This window comes from Streptomyces sp. NPDC005485, from assembly GCF_040606085.1.
Taxonomy (GTDB): Bacteria; Actinomycetota; Actinomycetes; order Streptomycetales; family Streptomycetaceae; genus Streptomyces.
In genome coordinates this window covers 1-17,728 of sequence record NZ_JBEXDZ010000062.1, presented here as the reverse complement: position 1 = coordinate 17,728, position 17,728 = coordinate 1, and the positions used below count along the sequence as shown (strand labels likewise).

15 protein-coding genes are annotated in these 17,728 nt (G+C 71.8%); 10 read left to right on the top strand and 5 right to left on the bottom strand.

The window, feature by feature from the left end; genetic code table 11:
• The first annotated feature begins 59 nt into the window (after positions 1-59).
• The 5 genes from ABZS97_RS21675 to ABZS97_RS21655 are packed head-to-tail and all read left to right on the top strand — an operon-like array spanning position 60 to position 5,499.
• Positions 60-1,217 carry an extracellular solute-binding protein gene (locus ABZS97_RS21675; protein ID WP_356139925.1) on the top strand — a complete coding sequence of 386 codons (1,158 nt, stop codon included), beginning with the start codon at positions 60-62 and terminating at the stop codon, positions 1,215-1,217.
• Positions 1,214-2,113 carry an ABC transporter permease subunit gene (locus tag ABZS97_RS21670; RefSeq protein WP_356139924.1) on the top strand — a complete coding sequence of 300 codons (900 nt, stop codon included), beginning with the start codon at positions 1,214-1,216 and terminating at the stop codon, positions 2,111-2,113. Before ABZS97_RS21675 ends, ABZS97_RS21670 begins: the two co-directional genes overlap by 4 nt.
• Entirely contained in the window at positions 2,101-2,913 is an 813-nt protein-coding gene (locus tag ABZS97_RS21665) for an ABC transporter permease subunit (protein WP_356139923.1), read from the top strand. The genes ABZS97_RS21670 and ABZS97_RS21665 overlap by 13 nt, the downstream gene beginning before the upstream one ends.
• 4 nt (positions 2,914-2,917) lie before the next feature.
• On the top strand, positions 2,918-3,994 hold the full coding sequence (locus tag ABZS97_RS21660; RefSeq protein WP_356139922.1) for an ABC transporter ATP-binding protein: 1,077 nt from the start codon (positions 2,918-2,920) through the stop codon (positions 3,992-3,994).
• A gap of 29 nt (positions 3,995-4,023) precedes the next feature.
• The gene (locus tag ABZS97_RS21655; RefSeq protein ID WP_356139921.1) at positions 4,024-5,499 is read left to right on the top strand and encodes an HAD-IA family hydrolase; all 1,476 of its coding nucleotides are present in this window, start codon (positions 4,024-4,026) and stop codon (positions 5,497-5,499) included.
• On the opposite strand, the gene ABZS97_RS21650 is transcribed toward ABZS97_RS21655, so the two are convergent.
• Positions 5,496-6,047 (bottom strand): Repetin, encoded by a 552-nt coding sequence (locus ABZS97_RS21650; protein WP_356139920.1) that lies wholly within the window; start codon positions 6,045-6,047, stop codon positions 5,496-5,498. The genes ABZS97_RS21655 and ABZS97_RS21650 overlap by 4 nt on opposite strands.
• Before the next feature lie 307 nt (positions 6,048-6,354).
• Between ABZS97_RS21650 and ABZS97_RS21645 the strand changes: the two genes are divergently transcribed.
• Both ABZS97_RS21645 and ABZS97_RS21640 read left to right on the top strand, forming a co-directional pair.
• The gene (locus ABZS97_RS21645) at positions 6,355-7,143 is read left to right on the top strand and encodes a carbon-nitrogen hydrolase family protein (protein WP_356139919.1); all 789 of its coding nucleotides are present in this window, start codon (positions 6,355-6,357) and stop codon (positions 7,141-7,143) included.
• Positions 7,144-7,198: 55 nt separating this feature from the next.
• Entirely contained in the window at positions 7,199-8,896 is a 1,698-nt protein-coding gene (locus ABZS97_RS21640) for an NAD(P)/FAD-dependent oxidoreductase (protein ID WP_356139918.1), read from the top strand.
• A gap of 7 nt (positions 8,897-8,903) precedes the next feature.
• Here ABZS97_RS21640 and ABZS97_RS21635 read toward each other — a convergent pair whose 3' ends face one another.
• Together ABZS97_RS21635 and ABZS97_RS21630 are read right to left on the bottom strand one after the other, a co-directional pair.
• On the bottom strand, positions 8,904-9,833 hold the full coding sequence (locus tag ABZS97_RS21635) for an LLM class F420-dependent oxidoreductase (protein ID WP_356139917.1): 930 nt from the start codon (positions 9,831-9,833) through the stop codon (positions 8,904-8,906).
• Between the two features lie 102 nt (positions 9,834-9,935).
• Positions 9,936-10,619 carry a DUF5995 family protein gene (locus ABZS97_RS21630; RefSeq protein WP_356139916.1) on the bottom strand — a complete coding sequence of 228 codons (684 nt, stop codon included), beginning with the start codon at positions 10,617-10,619 and terminating at the stop codon, positions 9,936-9,938.
• A gap of 170 nt (positions 10,620-10,789) precedes the next feature.
• On the opposite strand from ABZS97_RS21630, the gene ABZS97_RS21625 reads away from it, so the two are divergent.
• The gene (locus tag ABZS97_RS21625) at positions 10,790-11,905 is read left to right on the top strand and encodes a glycoside hydrolase family 6 protein (protein WP_356139950.1); all 1,116 of its coding nucleotides are present in this window, start codon (positions 10,790-10,792) and stop codon (positions 11,903-11,905) included.
• On the opposite strand, the gene ABZS97_RS21620 is transcribed toward ABZS97_RS21625, so the two are convergent.
• Positions 11,887-13,290: a solute carrier family 23 protein gene (locus tag ABZS97_RS21620; RefSeq protein WP_356139915.1), complete on the bottom strand. Its 1,404-nt coding sequence runs from the start codon at positions 13,288-13,290 to the stop codon at positions 11,887-11,889. The genes ABZS97_RS21625 and ABZS97_RS21620 overlap by 19 nt on opposite strands.
• Before the next feature lie 131 nt (positions 13,291-13,421).
• Between ABZS97_RS21620 and ABZS97_RS21615 the strand changes: the two genes are divergently transcribed.
• Positions 13,422-14,711: an alginate lyase family protein gene (locus ABZS97_RS21615; RefSeq protein ID WP_356139914.1), complete on the top strand. Its 1,290-nt coding sequence runs from the start codon at positions 13,422-13,424 to the stop codon at positions 14,709-14,711.
• Between the two features lie 151 nt (positions 14,712-14,862).
• Here ABZS97_RS21615 and ABZS97_RS21610 read toward each other — a convergent pair whose 3' ends face one another.
• Positions 14,863-16,074, bottom strand: a complete 1,212-nt coding sequence (locus ABZS97_RS21610) for an MFS transporter (RefSeq protein WP_356139913.1) — start codon at positions 16,072-16,074, stop codon at positions 14,863-14,865.
• A 135-nt stretch (positions 16,075-16,209) separates the two neighbouring features.
• Between ABZS97_RS21610 and ABZS97_RS21605 the strand changes: the two genes are divergently transcribed.
• On the top strand, positions 16,210-17,403 hold the full coding sequence (locus tag ABZS97_RS21605) for an ROK family transcriptional regulator (protein WP_356139912.1): 1,194 nt from the start codon (positions 16,210-16,212) through the stop codon (positions 17,401-17,403).
• Positions 17,404-17,728: the final 325 nt, after the last annotated feature.

The window sequence follows — 17,728 nt, the reverse complement described above, 5'->3', positions numbered from 1 at the left end:
TTGTTCAGACAAGTTCGCCGTGCCTCCTGAAATCCCTCGTGCGTCCCCCTGGAGAGACCGTGACCGTGTCCCTGCCGAGAACAGCCGTCATCGGCGGCTCACTCGCCATCGCCGCAGCCTTCGCCCTCAGCGCGTGCGGCGCGGCCCCCGACAACGCGTCGACCACCGCCGACGGCAAGAGCGCCGCCACCGCGACCTCCGCAAAGGACTTCGGCGGAATGGACGCGCTGGTCAAGGCGGCCAAGAAGGAAGGCGCGCTGCACGCGATCGCGCTGCCCCGCGACTGGGCCAACTACGGAGCCCTCCTTGACGGGTTCAAGAAGAAGTACGGCATCAAGGTCGAGGTCGAGAACCCGGACGGCTCCAGCCAGGACGAGATCAGCGCCGTGACGTCGAGGAAGGGACAGGACCGCACGCCGGACGTCCTCGACCTCGGCAGCTCCTTCGCGCTGAGCGCCGCCCAGCAGGGCCTGCTCGCGCCCTACAAGCCGGCCGGCTTCGGTGACATCCCCGAGGGCCAGAAGGACCCGAAGGGGCAGTGGTTCAACGACTACGGCGGCTACATCTCCATCGGCTGCGACGCGAAGCGGGTCAAGACCTGTCCGACGACCTTCGCGGACCTGCTCAAGCCGCAGTACAAGGGCCAGGTCGCTCTCAACGGCAACCCCACCAAGTCGGGTTCGGCCTTCGGCGGCGTGTGGGCGGCCTCGCTGGCCAGCGGCGGCTCCTTCGACGACATCCAGCCCGGCCTGGACTTCTTCGCCAAGCTGAAGAAGAACGGCAACTACACGCCCGTCGAGTCGACCCCGGCCACCGTCGAGAAGGGCGAGACCCCGATCAGCATCGACTGGGACTACCTGAACGCGGGGTACGCCGAGGAGTTCACGTCCAAGGGCGTCGACTGGAAGGTCGCGGTCCCCTCCGACGGCAAGTTCTCCCAGTACTACTCCCAGGCCATCAACAAGGACGCCCCGCACCCGGCGGCCGCCCGTCTGTGGCAGGAGTACCTCTACAGCGCCGAGGGCCAGAACCTCTGGCTCAAGGGGTACGCCCGCCCGGCCCTGATGACCGCCATGGAGAAGGCCGGCACGCTCGACAAGACCGCCGCCGCCAAGCTCCCGAAGGTGTCGGGCACGCCGAGCTTCCCGACCGAGGCCCAGCAGAGCAAGGCCAAGGGCGTCCTCGCCCAGGGCTGGGGCAAGGCCGTCTCCGGATGACCGCCGTCCTCACCGAGGCCGACGTGGCGACCGCCGCTGCTCCCCAGCAGCGGCGGCGCCGCGCCCCCGGCCGGCTCGCCGTCCTCCCGCTGCTCGTCTTCGTCGCGATCGCCTTCGGGATCCCCGCCCTGGCCATGCTGAACGGCGCCTTCACCGTCAAGGACCAGGCCACCGGCGCCACTTCGTACACGGCGTCCAACATGACGGACTCCGTGCAGGGCGCCTACCTCACCGCCCTCCTCGGCAGCGTCAAGCTCTCCGCCGTCTCCGCCGGACTCGCGACCGTGCTCGGACTGCCGCTCGCCCAGGCCGTGGTGACCTCCCGCTCCCGCGCACTGCGCGAGGCCGTGCTCACCGCTTCCGGAGTCCTCGCCAACTTCGGCGGCGTCCCCCTTGCCTTCGCCTTCGTCGCCACCCTCGGCAACGCCGGTGTGCTCACCACCCACCTCGGCCTCAAGGACCACGGCTGGGACCTCTACAGCTTCTGGGGCCTGGTCCTCGTCTACCTCTACTTCCTGATCCCGCTGATGGTCCTCACCATCACGCCCGCCCTCGACGGACTGCGCACCCAGTGGCGCGAGGCGGCGCAGAACAACGGCGCCACCGGTGTCCAGTACTGGCGGCACGTGGCGCTGCCGGTCCTGGCACCCTCCCTGCTCGGCGGCCTCGTTCTCCTCTTCGGCAGCGCCTTCGCCGCGTACGCCACCGCCGCGGCCATGGTGGGCAGTTCGGTCCCGCTGGTCACCCTGCAGATCGCCGACGCCATCTCCGGCAACGTCCTGGTCGGCCAGGAGAACGTGGCGCTCGCCCTCAGCCTCGGCATGGTCCTCATCGCGGGCCTGGTCATGGCCGTCTACCTGCCCCTGCAACGACGGAGTGCACGATGGCTCGCCTGAATCCGTGGCGCTGGGCCGTCCTCGCCTGCGCCGCCGTCTACTTCCTGGTCCCGCTCGCCGCGTCCGTGATCTTCACGGTCGACGTGCCGGGCGGGGTCAGCTTCGACGCCTACCGGCAGATCGTCTCGGCCGACGGCTTCACCTCCAGCCTGGTGCTCTCGCTGGAACTGGCCGCCGCCACCATCGCGGTGGTGCTGCTGCTGATGGTGCCCGCCATGGTCGCGCTGCGGCTCGGCGCGCCCCGGTTGCGTCCCGTCGTCGAGGTCGTCTGCTCGCTGCCGCTGGTCGTGCCGCCCATCGCGTTCGTCGCCGGGATCAGCACGGTCCTGAAGTGGGGGCCCGAACACCTCTCCCGTACGCCGCTGTTCGAGACGTTCGTCGCGATCCAGAACCCGGACTTCCCCTTCGTCCTCGTTCTCGCCTACGTCGTGATGGCGCTGCCCTTCGTGTACCGGGCGCTGGACGCCGGGCTGCGCGCCATGGACGTGCGCACGCTGGTCGAGGCGGCGCGCAGCTGCGGGGCGAATTGGCCGCAGGCCCTCGTGCAGGCGGTACTGCCCAATCTGCGCGGCGCGCTGCTCAACGCCTCCTTCCTCACCCTGGCGCTGGTGCTCGGCGAGTTCACCGTGGCGCAGCTGCTCGGCTTCCGGCCCTTCGCTGTGTGGATCTACACCGTCGGCAGCTCGCAGGCCCAGCTGTCCGTCGCCGTCTCCGTGCTCAGCCTGCTCGTCACCTGGGCACTGCTCCTCGCGCTCGCCGGCCTCGGCGGACGCTCCCGTACCGCCGCATCCCGGGGATGAACGCATGACCACCACCACGCTTGAGAAGACCGCCGTCGGCAAGGCGGCCACCGTCGAATTCCGGGGCCTGCGCAGGGAGTTCGGCCCGACCGTCGCCCTCGACCGCCTCGACCTGACCGTCCAGCCGGGCGAACTGCTCGCCCTGCTCGGCCCGTCCGGCTGCGGCAAGACCACCGCGCTGCGCATGCTCGCCGGATTCGAGCACCCCGACTCCGGCGAGGTGCTGGTCGACGGCGAGGACGTCACGCGCGTCCCGGCCCACCGCCGCGACGCCGGGATGGTCTTCCAGTCGTACAGCCTCTTCCCGCACCTCAGCGCCGTCGACAACGTGGCCTTCGGGCTGCGGATGCGCAAGGTCCGTACGGCTGAACGGCGCACCCGGGCCGCCGAGTTGCTCGACCTGGTGGGACTCGCCGACAAGGGCGAGCGGTTCCCGCACCAGCTCTCCGGCGGCCAGCAGCAGCGCGTCGCGCTGGCCCGCGCGCTCGCTCTGCGCCCGCGCGTCCTGCTGCTCGACGAACCCCTGTCGGCGCTCGACGCGAAGGTGCGGCTCACCCTGCGCGAGGAGATCCGCCGCCTTCAGCAGGAACTCGGCATCACCACCCTGTTCGTGACGCACGATCAGGAAGAGGCGCTGTCCATGGCGGACCGGGTCGCCGTGATGCGGGCCGGGCGGCTCGAACAGTGCGCCGCCCCCGCCGAGTTGTACGGCCGGCCGGCCACCGCGTTCGTCGCCGAGTTCGTCGGCACGATGAGCCGGATTCCGGGGCGGCTGACCGGGGACACGGTCGAGGTGCTGGGCCGGCGGCTGCCCGTCGACGGGGAACCGCCGGCCGGCCCGGAGGTCGACGTGCTGGTGCGGCCCGAGGCCGTGCACATCACGGCCGACGACCAGGGCACCGCGCGCGTCGTCGCCACCGCCTTCCTGGGCGCCGCGACCCGCGTGACCGTACGACTCCCCGACGCGGCCGAGGTCAAGGCCGACCTGCCGACCCACGACGCCGTCATGCTGGTCGCCGGTGCCGCCGTGACGGTGACGCTGCCCGAGCGGCCGGTGCTGGTCGCCGAGCGCACGCACTGAACCCCACCCGCCGACCGAGAGAGAGCGCCGTGACCCACCGCACCACCCCCCAACCCACCCTCCAGGCCGTTCTGTTCGACATGGACGGCACGCTCGTGGACACCGAGCGGCTGTGGTGGGAGGCGGTGGACCTGGTGGCCGCCGGGCTCGGCAGACCGCTCGGCGAAGCCGATCAGCCGGAGGTGCTGGGGCGCCCGGTCGAGCACACCGCCGCCTGGCTGGGGCGCGGCACGGGTGCGGCGGCCGAGGCGATCGCCGGGGAGCTGCACCGGGAGTTCGCCGAGCGTGTGCGTACCGGCATCGTGCCGCGCCCCGGTGCGCTCGGCCTGCTCGACGCCCTCGCCCGGGACGGCGTACCGACCGCGCTGGTCACCGCGTCGCCGCGTGCCGTCGCCGACACCGTCCTCGAAGCCCTCGGAGCCGAACGCTTCGCGGTCTCCGTCACCGCCGACGACACCGAGCACACCAAGCCCGCCCCGGATCCCTACCTCGCGGCCTGCCGTGCCCTCGGAGTGGATCCGGCAGGCTGCGTGGCCGTCGAGGACACCGGGACGGGGGTCGCCTCGGCCGAGGCGGCGGGCTGCGCGGTGCTCGCCGTGCCCTCGCTCGCACCGATCGGCCCGGCGCCCGGACGGACCGTGCTGGCCAGCCTGGAGGAGGTGGACCCGGCTCTGCTGCGGGCCCTGGTCGTGCCCCGGGAACTGCGCGTCATGAGCTGGAACCTCTGGCTCGGCGGCACACCGGTCGACGACCACCGGGCCAAGCAGCTCAAGGTGATCCTGGAGACCGGCGCCGATGTCGTGGGCCTCCAGGAGACCGGCGGCACCGCGGCCCAGGAACTCGCCGAGGCCCTCGGCTGGCACCACCACCGGGCCGGCGAGAACCTCGGTGTCCTCAGCCGGTACCCGATCACCGCCCGCCTCGGCGACCCGGACGTCGGCTTCTACGGAGCTGCCGGCGCGCGCATCCGCATCGGCGCGACGCGGGAGGTGGACGTCTGGACCGCCCACCTCCACTACACGCCGTACGGGCCCTACGAGTCCGCCTTCGACGGCCTCCCGGCGGGCGAACTGATCGCCCACGAGGAGGTCAGGCTCGCCCAGATGCGGGACACGCTGCGGCGGATCGCCGAGTCGTGCGACGAGAGCACCCCCGTGGTTCTCGTGGGCGACTTCAACGCGCCCTCGCACCTGGACTGGCCGCACGTGACCTGGCCGGTCACCAAGGCGGCCGAGGCGGCGGGGCTGCGCGACTCCTACCGCGAGGCGTACCCCGACCCGGTCGCCCACCCCGGCCACACCTGGTCGCCGATCCACGCGGAGCACGAGGACGGCAGCGGGCGCCCCGAGCCACAGGACCGGATCGACTACGTCCTGCACCGCGGTCTGAAGGTGCTCGACTCCCGCACCTTCGTCAGCGGCACCCCACGTCCCTGGCCCGACGTGGCGGACAACGACTGGCCGTCGGACCACGCGGCCGTGATCACGACCTTCCGGACCGACTAGAACTTCGGCTGCCAAGGCACCACCGTGAAGTCGCCGGTGCCCTGCTTGACCCTCTCGAAGGGCGCCGAGCTGACGCACTTGGGCAGGTCCTTGGTCTCCGCCGGATTGCCGACCGACGCCCAGCTGTAGCCGAGGCGGTCGTGGTGGCCGAGGTCGTGGACGGTGACGCCGACCCGTTTGCCCTTGGCTCCGGGCAGGTCGGACTCGGTGATGACACCGGAGACCACGGCTACCTTGCCGCCGGTGACCAGGCAGTCGACCTTGGCCTTGGCGTACGCGCCGTCGCCGTTCAGGTAGTGGCTGAAGCGGAACGTGCCCGTGGCCTTCGACGGGTCGTCGTTGTCCTTGGCCGCCAGATGGGCGTCGAAGGAGAAGGTGATGTCGTCGCCCGCTACGCGGTACAGCTTGGCGGTGCCGGTGAGCGCGGCGGCCTCGCGCCGGTGATGGTCGTCTCCGCCCGAGGCCACGGCGGATCCCGCCGCCCCGGCGGTGAACAGTACGGCGGTGATGAGCACGGCGATCCCCGTGCAACGGGTGACGCGGTTCATGGCGGTCCTTTCCGCAGGTGAGAGGGACAGCCACTACTGTTCCGCCGATGCCCGCCGGGTACATCGGGCCGCGGACGTCACCCGGCCTCCGCCGCCCGGCGGGGACGCCGCCGTGACCTACGCCTCCAGGAGGACCCGGGGTACGTCTCGGGGCGCGCAACGAATCGCCGTCGGGGCGGTGGTGCACGCAACGAATCGTTCACCGGCGCGCAACGGCTCCTTCTTGTCCGGCCCAGCCCGGCGACCGTACCGTCTATCTGGGCCCGTCCGGCCCCCACCAACCCCTCCGTACCGGTGAGGCACACGCATGCGCACAGCCCTGCTCCAGAGCTCCGGCCGCCCCGGCTCCGTCGCCGTGAACCTGAAGGTTCTCGACGAGGCCGCGGGCCGCGCCGCCGCCGCGGGCGCCGGGCTCCTGGTGGCACCGGAGATGTTCCTGACCGGGTACGCGATCGGCGACGACATCGCCCACCTCGCCGAGAGCGCCGACGGGGAGTCCGCCGACGCGATCGCCGAGACCGCCGGCCGGCACGGCGTCGCGATCGCCTACGGCTACCCGGAGCGCTCCGCGGACGCGGTCTTCAACTCCGTCCAGCTGATCTCCGCCGACGGCAGCCGCCTCGCGAACTACCGCAAGACCCACCTCTTCGGCGGCTTCGAGCGCGATCACTTCACGCCCGGCGAGCAGCCCGTCGTCCAGGCCGAGCTGGGTGGTCTCCGCGTCGGCCTCATGATCTGCTACGACGTCGAGTTCCCGGAGAACGTCCGCGCGCACGCCCTCGCCGGCACCGACCTCCTCCTGGTGCCCACCGCGCAGATGCACCCTTTCCAGTTCGTCGCCGAGTCCCTCGTCCCGGTGCGTGCCTTCGAGAACCAGATGTACGTCGCGTACGTCAACCGGGTCGGCCAGGAAGGGGAGTTCGAGTTCGTCGGCCTCTCCGCGCTCGCCGGTCCCGACGGAGTCGCGCGCGCCCGGGCGGGCCGCGGCGAGGAGTTGGTCCTCGCCGACGCCGACCCGGTTGCTCTCGCGGCCTCGCGCGAGGCGAACCCGTATCTGCAGGACCGCCGCCCCGGCCTCTACGGGTCCCTGATCTGACGAGCGGTCAACCAGCCTTCCCCTCACCAGCTTTCGCGCAAGGAGTCCGTACCCCATGACGTCCACCGTGCCCAACGCCGTCCAGCACGCCGACGTGCAGCAGCCGCCGATCACCATGTTCGGCCCGGACTTCCCGTACGCGTACGACGACTTCCTCGCGCACCCCGCGGGCCTCGGCCAGATACCGGCGACCGAGCACGGCACCGAGGTCGCCGTCATCGGCGGCGGCCTGTCCGGCATCGTGGCCGCGTACGAGCTGATGAAGATGGGCCTGAAGCCGGTCGTCTACGAGGCGGACCAAATCGGCGGCCGGCTGCGCACCGTCGGCTTCGAGGGCTGCGACCCGGCGCTGACCGCCGAGATGGGCGCGATGCGCTTCCCGCCGTCCTCCACGGCGCTGCAGCACTACATCGACCTGGTGGGCCTCGAAACCCGGCCGTTCCCCAACCCCCTTGCGGAGTCGACGCCTTCGACGGTCGTCGACCTGAAAGGCGAGTCGCACTACGCGACCTCCGTCGACGACCTGCCGCAGGTCTACCGCGACGTGATGAACGCGTGGAACGCCTGCCTGGAAGAGGGCGCCGACTTCTCCGACATGAACCAGGCCATGCGCGAGCGCGACATCCCGCGCATCCGCGAGATCTGGGCGAAGCTCGTCGAGAAGCTCGACAACCAGACCTTCTACGGCTTCCTGTGCGAGTCGGAGTCCTTCAAGTCCTTCCGGCACCGCGAGATCTTCGGCCAGGTCGGCTTCGGCACCGGGGGCTGGGACACCGACTTCCCCAACTCCATCCTGGAGATCCTGCGCGTCGTCTACACCGAGGCCGACGACCACCACCGCGGCATCGTCGGCGGCTCCCAGCAGCTGCCGACGCGCCTGTGGGAGCGCGAGCCCGAGAAGATCGTGCACTGGGCCTACGGCACCTCGCTGGCGACCCTGCACGTGAACGGGCAGCCGCGCCCCGCCGTGACGCGCCTCAACCGCACCTCCGGCAACCGGATCACGGTGACGGACGCGAACGGCGACATCCGTACGTACCAGGCGGCGATCTTCACCGCCCAGTCCTGGATGCTGCTCTCCAAGATCGCCTGCGACGACTCGCTCTTCCCGATCGACCACTGGACGGCGATCGAGCGTACGCACTACATGGAGTCGAGCAAGCTCTTCGTCCCCGTGGACCGGCCGTTCTGGCTGGACAAGGACGAGGTCACCGGCCGCGATGTCATGTCGATGACGCTCACCGACCGTATGACGCGCGGCACTTACCTCCTCGACGAGGGCCCGGACAAGCCCGCCGTCATCTGCCTCTCGTACACGTGGTGCGACGACAGCCTGAAGTGGCTGCCGCTGTCGGCGAACGACCGGATGGAGGTCATGCTGAAGTCGCTCGGCGAGATCTACCCGAACGTCGACATCCGCAAGCACATCATCGGCAACCCGGTGACCGTCTCCTGGGAGAACGAGCCCTACTTCATGGGCGCGTTCAAGGCCAACCTGCCCGGCCACTACCGCTACCAGCGGCGCCTGTTCACGCACTTCATGCAGGACCGGCTCGCCGCGGACAAGCGCGGCATCTTCCTCGCCGGCGACGACATCTCCTGGACCGCGGGCTGGGCGGAGGGCGCCGTCCAGACCGCGCTGAACGCGGTCTGGGGCGTCATGCACCAGCTGGGCGGCACCACCGACCCGACCAACCCCGGGCCCGGCGACGTCTACGACGAGATCGCGCCGGTCGAGCTGCCCGAGGACTGACAGACCGTCAAATCCCGGCCGCGCGCGCCTTCTCGTACACCTCGGCGGCGACCTCCTTGAGCTCCTCGGCGTCGCGTGTGGAGCCCTGGAGGTCGATCAGGATCTCGTCGAGACCGACCTCGGCGTGTGCGGCCAGGTCCTCGACGATCTGGTCGACGCTGCCGCGGAAGGGGGCCCGGTCGGCGCCGTCGTACCCCTTGGCCTGGTAGCGCGCATTGGTGCGCAGGGCCGTCAGTATCGGCTCGGTGCGGCCGCGCTCGGCGGCCAGCTCCTGGAGGCCGCGCCACTGCGCGGCGAGTGCCTCGGCGCCCATCCCCACCGGCAGCCAGCCGTCGGCGTGGTCGACCAGACGGCGCTGGGCCTTCTTCGAGCCCGCCGCCAGCAGGATCGGGATCGGCCGGGCGGGCTTGGGGCCGACGGCGGCCGAGGCGATCTTCGTGAGGTGTCCGTCGTACGACACCGGGTCCGGGCCCCACACCGCGCGGCACACCTCGATCAGCTCGTCCAGCGCCTGCCCGCGCTCCTCGAACGGCCGTACCGACGCGGCCGCGTACTCGTCGTGGGACCAGCCCGTGCCGAAGCCCGCGAGGACCCGGCCGCCGCTCGCGGAGTCCAGTGCGGCGAGGGACTTGGCGAGCTGGAAGGGCACGTGCAGCGGGGCGATCAGGACGCTGCTGCCGAGCCGGGCCCGCTCGGTGGCAGCGGCGGCGAGCGTGAGGGTGACCAGCGGCTCGGCCACGCCGCGGTAGCTGTCCGGCCAGGGGAGGCCCTCGATCCCGTACAGGCCCTGGGTGGCGGGCTCGGGGAACAGTGCCCGCTCGTACACCCAGAGGCTCTCGTAGCCGATGTTCTCGGCGGTGCGCGCCACGTCGGGCACGTCGCGTCCGAGGTCGTACTGCCTGTTCTGGGGAAGTCCGAGTCCGAGCCTTGTCGCCATGCCCACCGCTCCTTCGACACGTGGTCAGATCGTGTCGAACGTACAACGTTCACCGCGGAGTTCGGGTGATCTTGGGTGGGAACCGGCCACCAGGTGTCCGGATCAGTCCGGCAGCGGCGTGAGCAGCATGCGGCCCGCGAAACCGACCGCCCCGTCGAGGCGCTGTCCGAACTCCTCGGCCAGATCGGGCAGTCCGCGCAGTGCCCACAGGGCCCGGGCCGCCGACCACGTCGCCTCGCGCGCCCGCTCCAGGCTCCAGGAGCCGAGCAGATGGGTGAGCGGGTCGGCGATCTGGAGGACGTCGGGGCCCGGCATCAGATCTTCGCGGATGCGCTCCTCCAACGAGACGAGGACATCGCCCACGCGGTCGAACTCGTCCTCCAGGTCTGCCGGTTCGCAGCCGAGCGTACGGCAGGCGTCCACCACCGCGAGCGCCAGATCGTGCCCGATGTGCGCATTGATGCCCGCGAGCGCGAACTGCAGCGGACGTACTCCGGGATGACGACGGAACTGCAGCAGCGGCCGCCAGCAGGCGGGCGGCCACCCCTCCTCGGCCACATTCAGATAGCGCTCCGCGAACCGCACGTCCAGCGTGATCGCCGCCTCGGTGTCCGCGAACTCCCCGGCGTCCAGGCGCCGGTCGATCTCCTCCGTGACGGCGAGGTAGACACGGTTGAAGACCGCGATCCCGTCCCGCTCCGGGAGGGCGGCGGCCAGGGCGCGCATGCGGAGGACGACGGTGTCCATTGCGTATACGGAAGGGGTGAAGTGTTCCAACTGCGCCATGGGGGCAGGGTCCCAGTCCTAGGCTGGCCGCACTGCCGCCGGGCCGGACGCTTCCCCAGAACGGGGGAACGCGGCCGCGGCCGGAGGGGGGAGCGCAGGTGTCAGGCTTACGCGCCCAGCGCCTGGCCGCACGCAGGGCCGAGCGCAGGCGGGCCGCCCGGCGCAGCGCCATGGTCGCTGCCGCCTCGCTCGTGGTCGCGGTCGGCAGCGCGACCGGGGTGATGTCCGCCCTCGCCGACGGCCGCCCGTCGACCGACGCCAGGCCTCTGGTGACCCGCTCGCCGAGCCTGCGACCACAGCCCGCTGTGCCCACGCCCTCGCCGTCGAAGTCCCCGGCCTCGCCCTCCCCTTCGGCGGTCAAGTCCTCGGCGAAACCGCGCCCCGAGCCCGCCAGGACCACCCCGCGGGAGACGGCGAACGCCTCCGCGCGGCTCTACCGCCACTCCGACTCCCAGGTCCTGGACTGGGTCTCCTCCCATCCCGGCGACACGCGGCGAGCGGTCATCGCCTCCCGGATCGCCGACCGCCCGGCCGCCGTCTGGTTCGCGGACTTCACGCCGTCCACCATCACCGGCCGCGTCAGGGCGGTGACCTCGGCCGCCGCCGCGCAGGGCCGCGTCCCGGTCGTCGTGCCGTACGCCATACCCCAGCGCGACTGCGGCGGCGCCTCGGAGGGTGGGGCGCCCGACCTCACCGCGTACGACGGCTGGATGGACCGTTTCGCGGCGGGCCTCGGCGTCGGCGAGGTCATCGTGATCCTGGAGCCCGACTCCATCGCCCAGTCCGACTGCCTCACCACGGGCGAACGGGCCGACCGCTTCGCCTCGTTGGCCCGCGCGGGCCGCGTCCTCAAGGCCGCGGACCCGCAGGCCCGGGTCTACTTCGACGCGGGCCACTCCGACTGGAACCCGGTCGCCCAGCAGGCCGCCCTCCTCAAGCAGGCGGGCGCCGCCTCGGCCGGCGCCTCCGACGGCGTCTTCACCAACGTGTCCAACTTCCACCGCACGAGCGCGGAGATCGCCTACGCCCGTCAGGTCCTGTCCGCGCTGGGCGGCCCGGCGGGCCTGGGGGCCGTCGTCGACACCAGCCGCAACGGCAACGGCGCCCCGGCCGACGGCGAGTGGTGCGATCCGGACGGCCGGAAGATCGGACAGGCGCCGACCCTGCGGACCGGTGAGACACGGATCGACGCCTATCTCTGGGTCAAGCTGCCGGGCGAGTCCGACGGCTGCAAGGGCTCGCCGGGGACCTTCTCGCCCGCGTACGCCTACGAGTTGGCGCGCTGAGAGGCCGCGTCGGACTCGGTGTCGTAGGACGAGGTGCCTTCGTCCAGCAGCGGTTGCTGCGACTTGAGGTGCGCCGGGGCCATCGCCCGCAGGGCGTGGTAACCGGTGATCACCACGAGCGTGCCGAGCGCGATGCCGCTGAGCGAGAAGGTGTCGGTGAACTTCATGGTGACACCGCCGACGCCGATGATGATGCCCGCGGCGGCCGGCACCAGGTTCAGCGGATTGCGCAGGTCCACCCGGGCGTTGAGCCAGATCTGCGCGCCGAGCAGGCCGATCATGCCGTACAGGATGACGGTGATCCCGCCGAGCACCCCGCCCGGGATCGCGGCGACGATCGCACCGAACTTCGGGCAGACGCCGAAGAGGAGAGCGAAGCCGGCGGCGGCCCAGTACGCGGCCGTGGAGTAGACGCGGGTCGCGGCCATCACGCCGATGTTCTCCGAGTACGTGGTGTTGGGCGGGCCGCCGACCGCGGTGGAGAGCATCGAGGCGACGCCGTCCGCGGAGATGGCGGTGCCCAGCTTGTCGTCCAGCGGATCGCCGGTCATCTCGCCGACCGCCTTGACGTGCCCGGCGTTCTCGGCGACCAGCGCGATGACGACGGGCAGCGCCACGAGGATCGCCGACCACTGGAAGGACGGCCCGTGGAAGGAGGGCAGGCCGATCCAGTCCGCCTTGCCGACACCGGACAGATCAAGGCGCCAGTGGTCGGTGAGCTTTCCGCTCGCGTCGACCGAGTGGATCTTCCCGAAGATCCGGTCGAACGCCCATGAGATCCCGTACCCGAAGACCACCCCCAGGAAGATCGCGACCCGCGACCAGAAACCGCGCAGGCACACCACGGCCAGACCGGTGAACAGCATCACCAGCAACGCCGTCCACTGGTCCTGCGGCCAGTACGTCGAGGCGGTGACCGGCGCGAGGTTGAAGCCGATCAGCATGACGACGGCGCCGGTGACGATCGGCGGCATCGCGGCATGGATGATCCGCGCCCCGAACCGCTGGACCGCGAGCCCCACCAGGAACAGCACGGCGCCCACGACGAGGACCGCGCCCGTCACGGTCGCACTGCTGCCGCCCTGCGCGCGGATCACCGCCGCGACACCCACGAAGGAGAGCGAGCAGCCGAGGTAGCTGGGCACCCGGCCGCGGGTCGCGAGCAGGAAGATCACGGTCGCTGCGCCGGACATCATGATCGCCAGGTTGGGGTCCAGGCCCATGAGGACCGGTGCGACGAACGACGCCCCGAACATGGCCACCACGTGCTGGGCGCCGAGCCCGATCGTGCGCGGCCACGAGAGGCGTTCGTCGGGGCGGACCACCGCTCCGGGTGCGGGCGTGCGCCCGTCGCCGTGCAGTTTCCAGCGGACGCCGAGATCCATGGTGGGGGTTCGCTTTCCTCGTACGTGAAGCTTTGTCCGGACCATTGTCATGCGCACCTGGCGGTCCTACGCTCGCACGGTCCCACTCATGAACTCTGTTCACATACCTGTATCCCTGATGGGAGTGCTGGATGAGTGCAAGACCCCGCTTCCGGATTCTGCTGACGGCCGCGGCCGTGTGTGCGGCCGTCGCCGTCGCCGTCCCCTCCGCTCCGGCCCCTGCCGCCGCTGTGGCGCCTGTGGCGCCGAAGGTGCCGGGCACCGTCGTCCTCGACGGCACCCGGCTCCAGCAGGCGAAGGTCCGCCTGGACCAAGGAGACCCCCAACTGAAGGGAGCGCTGCGGGACTTGACCGCGCGCGCCGACAACTGGCTCGGCCAGGGCCCCTGGACGGTCGTCGACAAGCCGAGGCCTGCCCCGGGCGGTGACGTCCACGACTACCTCAGTCAGGCCCCGTACTGGTGGCCCTCGCAGCCCAAGTCGGCCGACAATCCCTGGGGTTGCCCCTACGTCCAGCGCGACGGGCAGCGCAACCCCGAGGTCGACACGGGCACCGACCGCCAGGACGCCGAGAAGGTCTTCGACTCGACGTACGAACTCTCCCTCGCCTGGTACTACACCGGCAGAAAGCAGTACGCCGAGAAGGCCGCCGCCGTCCTGCGGACCTGGTTCCTCGACCCGGCGACGCGGATGAACCCCGACCTGGAGCACGGCCAGTTCATCCCGTGCAAGTACGACGGCCGGGCCATCGGCATCATCGACTTCTCGCAGTCCTACACCAGCGTCCTGGACGCGATCGCCCTGCTGAACACGGGCGCTCCCGGCTGGTCGAAGGGTGACCGGACGGCGATGCGCGCCTGGAACGCCGACTTCCGCGACTGGCTGGCGGACAGCGCCTTCGGCAAGGAGGAGGGCGCCGCCAAGAACAACCACGGCACCTTCTACGACCTCCAGCTCGCCGCCCTCGCGTACGCCACCGGCGACAGGGATCTCGCCCGGCGGGCCGTCCTGGACTCCCGTGCCCGGCGGATCGACCCGCAGATCGCCGCCGACGGGAGCCAGCCGCAGGAACTGGCCCGCACCCGCAGCTGGCACTACTCGACCTTCGACCTGGTCGCCTACACCCGGCTCGCCGCCATCGGCCGGCATGTCGGCGTGAACCTCTGGACCTACCGAGGCCCGGACGGACAGAGCCTGTTCGGAGCGGTCGACTATCTGCTGCCCGCCGCCACGGGGGCCCGGCCGTGGCCGTATCCGGAACTCGAGTTCCACCGTTACGCGGCGAGCGACGTCGTCCACGCCGCCGCCGACGCGGGGGACAGGGCGGCCAAGGCCGCTGTTCCGAAGCTGGAGGCACCGCCCGGCGGCGACCTGTGGGCGCTGCGGCCCGCCGCCGAGCAACTGGACTCGATAGCCGGCTGAGCCCGGACGGAGCGGGGGTCCTCACGGGCCAGGGCTCCTGAGCGTCAGCTCGGGATGGAGCCGCGGTTTTCAGCCACCGCACTCCCGTCCCGTACTCCTCAGGAGCCCCACCCGTGACCGCCGCCGCACCCCGCGGCGTTGAGCGACCGGTTCAGGAGCGTGGGCTGGAGACTGCCGCGCTCGGGGAGCTGATCCTCGGACGGTCGCGATCGCCCGCGCGCAGCACGCCCGCGAAGACGGCGAGCCCGGACGCCAGCACCGTGACCAGGATGAACGACACCATCAGGCTCGTCGTCTGGGCCAGTCCGCCGATCACGCTGGGGGCGACCAGGCCCGAGGTGTACGTCACGGTCGCGACGCCCGCGATGGCCTGGCTCGGGTTCGGGCCACTGCGTCCCGCCGCGGCGAAGCAGAGCGGGACGACGACCGCGATGCCGAGGCCCATCAGCGCGAAGCCGGTCATGGCCACCGCCGGGTTCCCGGCCACCACGACGAGCAAGCCGCCCAGCGTCGCGAGGAATCCACCCGTGCGGACCGTGCGCACCGTGCCGAAGCGGTTCACCACCGCGTCGCCCACGATCCGGGCGACCGCCATGGTGAGCATGAAGCCCGTCGTGCACGCGGCCGCGAGGCCGGCGGAGCTGCTCAGGCGGTCCCGCAGATACACCGCCGACCAGTCAAGGCTGGCGCCCTCGGCGAACACCGCACAGAACCCGACCGCGCCGATGAGCAGCGCCGACCTCGGCGGCAGCGCGAACCGCGGGGGCGGCTCCTCGTCCTCGGTGGCCCTCAGGTCGAACACCCACCGGCAGGCGATCAGGCCCAGCACCGTCAGCACCGCGGCCGCCAGCGCATGGTGCACCCGCGCGTCGGAACCCAGGTGCGCGGCGAGCGTGCCGGCCGCCGAGCCGACCAGGGCACCCGCGCTCCACATGCCGTGCAGCCCGGACATGATCGACTTGCCGAGACGGTTCTCGACCTCGACGCCCAGGGCGTTCATCGCGACGTCCGCCATGCCCGCCGTGGCGCCGTAGGTGAACATCGCGACGCACAGTGCGAGCAGGTTCGGCGCGAGAGAGGGGAGGGTCAGGGCCAGCGTCCAGAGCGCGAGCAGGCCGCGCAGGGCCGTACGGCTGCCGAAGCGGTGGCTGATCCGGCCGGCGAGCGGCATCGAGACGGAGGCGCCGAAGGCCGTGAAGGCGAGGGCGAACCCGAGCTGGCCCGTACCCACCGAGGCGTGGTCCTGGATCCACGGCACCCGGGTCGCGAAGGAGCCAGTGACCGCGCCGTGCACCGCGAACACGGTGGCCACCGCGTACCGGGCCTGCTTCACCTCGCGCTGGTCGTAGACCACATCACTCATCTTCCGGCCCCTCCCGGCTCTGCTTCCCGTGCTGACGCCGTAAACTATCAGGAACCCTGCCTGATAGATAGGCGATAAGGTGCCATCCTCGGGCCGACGGCGGTACGGCCCGCGTGATCTGGGAGGATCCCCGGCATGCCCGCACCCGCGTCCCCGAGCACGGCCCGAGCCATCAACGACCGGCTCGCCCTGCGGCTGCTCCAGCAGGAAGGCCCCCTGACGGCCGGGCAGTTGAAGCAGCTCACCGGACTGTCCCGGCCCACGGTCGCCGACCTGGTCGAGCGCCTCGCGGCCGCCGGGCTGATCGCGGTGGTGGGGGAGTCGGGGGAGCAGCGGCGCGGACCGAACGCCAGGCTCTACGGCATCGTCGCCGACCGGGCGTACCTCGCCGCCCTCGACGTCCGTACCGAAAGCGTCTCCGTGGTGGTCTCCGACCTGCTGGGTGCGGAGCTCGCCCGGGCGTCGGTGCCCATCGCGGACGACGCCGGTACGGGACCCGCCGTCGAGCAGGCGGTCGCCCTCGTGGAGCGCGCCGCGAAGGAGGCGGGGGCCGAGCGGCTGCACACCGTCGGGATCGGCGCGCCCGGCCTCATCGACCCCGCCACCGGCGAACTCCGCGACTCCTCGGGCCTGCCCCAGTGGCACCGCCGGCTGGTCGCCGCCCTCCAGGAGCGGTTGCCGGCCCGGGTGATCGTCGAGAACGAGACCAACCTGGCCGCCCTCGCCGAACAGCGCGACGGCGCCGCCCGCGACCGCGACACCTTCGTCCTGCTCTGGCTCGGCCACGGCACCGGCGCCGCCGTCGTCCTCGACGGTTCCCTCCGCCGCGGTGCCTCCGGCGGCACCGGCGAAATCGGCTTCCTCCCGGTCCCCGGCACGACCACCCTCCCCTCGGCGACGGACTGCGAAGGCGGCTTCCACTCCCTCGCCGGGGCCGCGGCGATCGCCCGGCTCGCCATGGAACACGGGCTCACGGCGGAGCCGACGGCACATGAGCCGCGCGCGGCGGCGCTGGTGCGGGATGCGGTGGCCGGCGCCGACGGAGCCCCCGCCGCCCGCTTCCTCGACGCCCTGGCCGACCGCGTCGCCATCGGCGCCGCCTCGGTCGTCGCCGTGCTCGACCCCGGCTGCGTTGTCCTCGGCGGCGAGGTCGGGCAGGCGGGCGGCGACGTACTCGCCGCCCGAGTCGAGCAGCGGCTTGCCCGCATGTCGCCATTGCCGGCCGAGGTCCGGGCAAGCGCCCTGGGCGGCGATGCCGTGCTACGCGGCGCGTTGCTGACGGCCCGGGAAGGCGCCCAGGACGAGCTGTTCGCACCACCGCAGCGATAGCCTCCCGCCGCTGGTTTTGCCTGGCGGCGCAGGGCTTCCGGTGGGCTGCTGAGCGACGCCGGCAGTAGCGCCCGACAGGGGCACGGGGGAACTGCGCGACCAGCCACGACCCACCCGCAGTCGGCGCACCGGCCTGCCCCGGGGGAGGGGACGCTGAGCTGCACCGTCGTGGGCTGCTGAGCGACGCCGGCAGTAGCGCCCGACAGGGGCGCGGGGAACTGTGCGACCGGCCACGACCGGCCATGACCGGCCCGCGGTCGGCGCACGGCCTGCCCGTGGGGGCGGCCCGCCAAGTGGCGAGCGCGGCGCCAGCCGGAAAGCGCCC

Coding starts and splice junctions, on each gene's coding strand:
- ABZS97_RS21670 (WP_356139924.1), top strand. CDS start 1,214: ATGACCGCCGTCCTCACCGAGGCCGACGTGGCGACCGCCGCTGCTCCC.
- ABZS97_RS21635 (WP_356139917.1), bottom strand. CDS start 9,833: ATGGCGACAAGGCTCGGACTCGGACTTCCCCAGAACAGGCAGTACGAC.
- ABZS97_RS21640 (WP_356139918.1), top strand. CDS start 7,199: ATGACGTCCACCGTGCCCAACGCCGTCCAGCACGCCGACGTGCAGCAG.
- ABZS97_RS21665 (WP_356139923.1), top strand. CDS start 2,101: ATGGCTCGCCTGAATCCGTGGCGCTGGGCCGTCCTCGCCTGCGCCGCC.
- ABZS97_RS21620 (WP_356139915.1), bottom strand. CDS start 13,290: ATGGATCTCGGCGTCCGCTGGAAACTGCACGGCGACGGGCGCACGCCC.
- ABZS97_RS21610 (WP_356139913.1), bottom strand. CDS start 16,074: ATGAGTGATGTGGTCTACGACCAGCGCGAGGTGAAGCAGGCCCGGTAC.
- ABZS97_RS21630 (WP_356139916.1), bottom strand. CDS start 10,619: ATGGCGCAGTTGGAACACTTCACCCCTTCCGTATACGCAATGGACACC.
- ABZS97_RS21615 (WP_356139914.1), top strand. CDS start 13,422: ATGAGTGCAAGACCCCGCTTCCGGATTCTGCTGACGGCCGCGGCCGTG.
- ABZS97_RS21605 (WP_356139912.1), top strand. CDS start 16,210: ATGCCCGCACCCGCGTCCCCGAGCACGGCCCGAGCCATCAACGACCGG.
- ABZS97_RS21660 (WP_356139922.1), top strand. CDS start 2,918: ATGACCACCACCACGCTTGAGAAGACCGCCGTCGGCAAGGCGGCCACC.
- ABZS97_RS21650 (WP_356139920.1), bottom strand. CDS start 6,047: ATGAACCGCGTCACCCGTTGCACGGGGATCGCCGTGCTCATCACCGCC.
- ABZS97_RS21645 (WP_356139919.1), top strand. CDS start 6,355: ATGCGCACAGCCCTGCTCCAGAGCTCCGGCCGCCCCGGCTCCGTCGCC.
- ABZS97_RS21625 (WP_356139950.1), top strand. CDS start 10,790: ATGGTCGCTGCCGCCTCGCTCGTGGTCGCGGTCGGCAGCGCGACCGGG.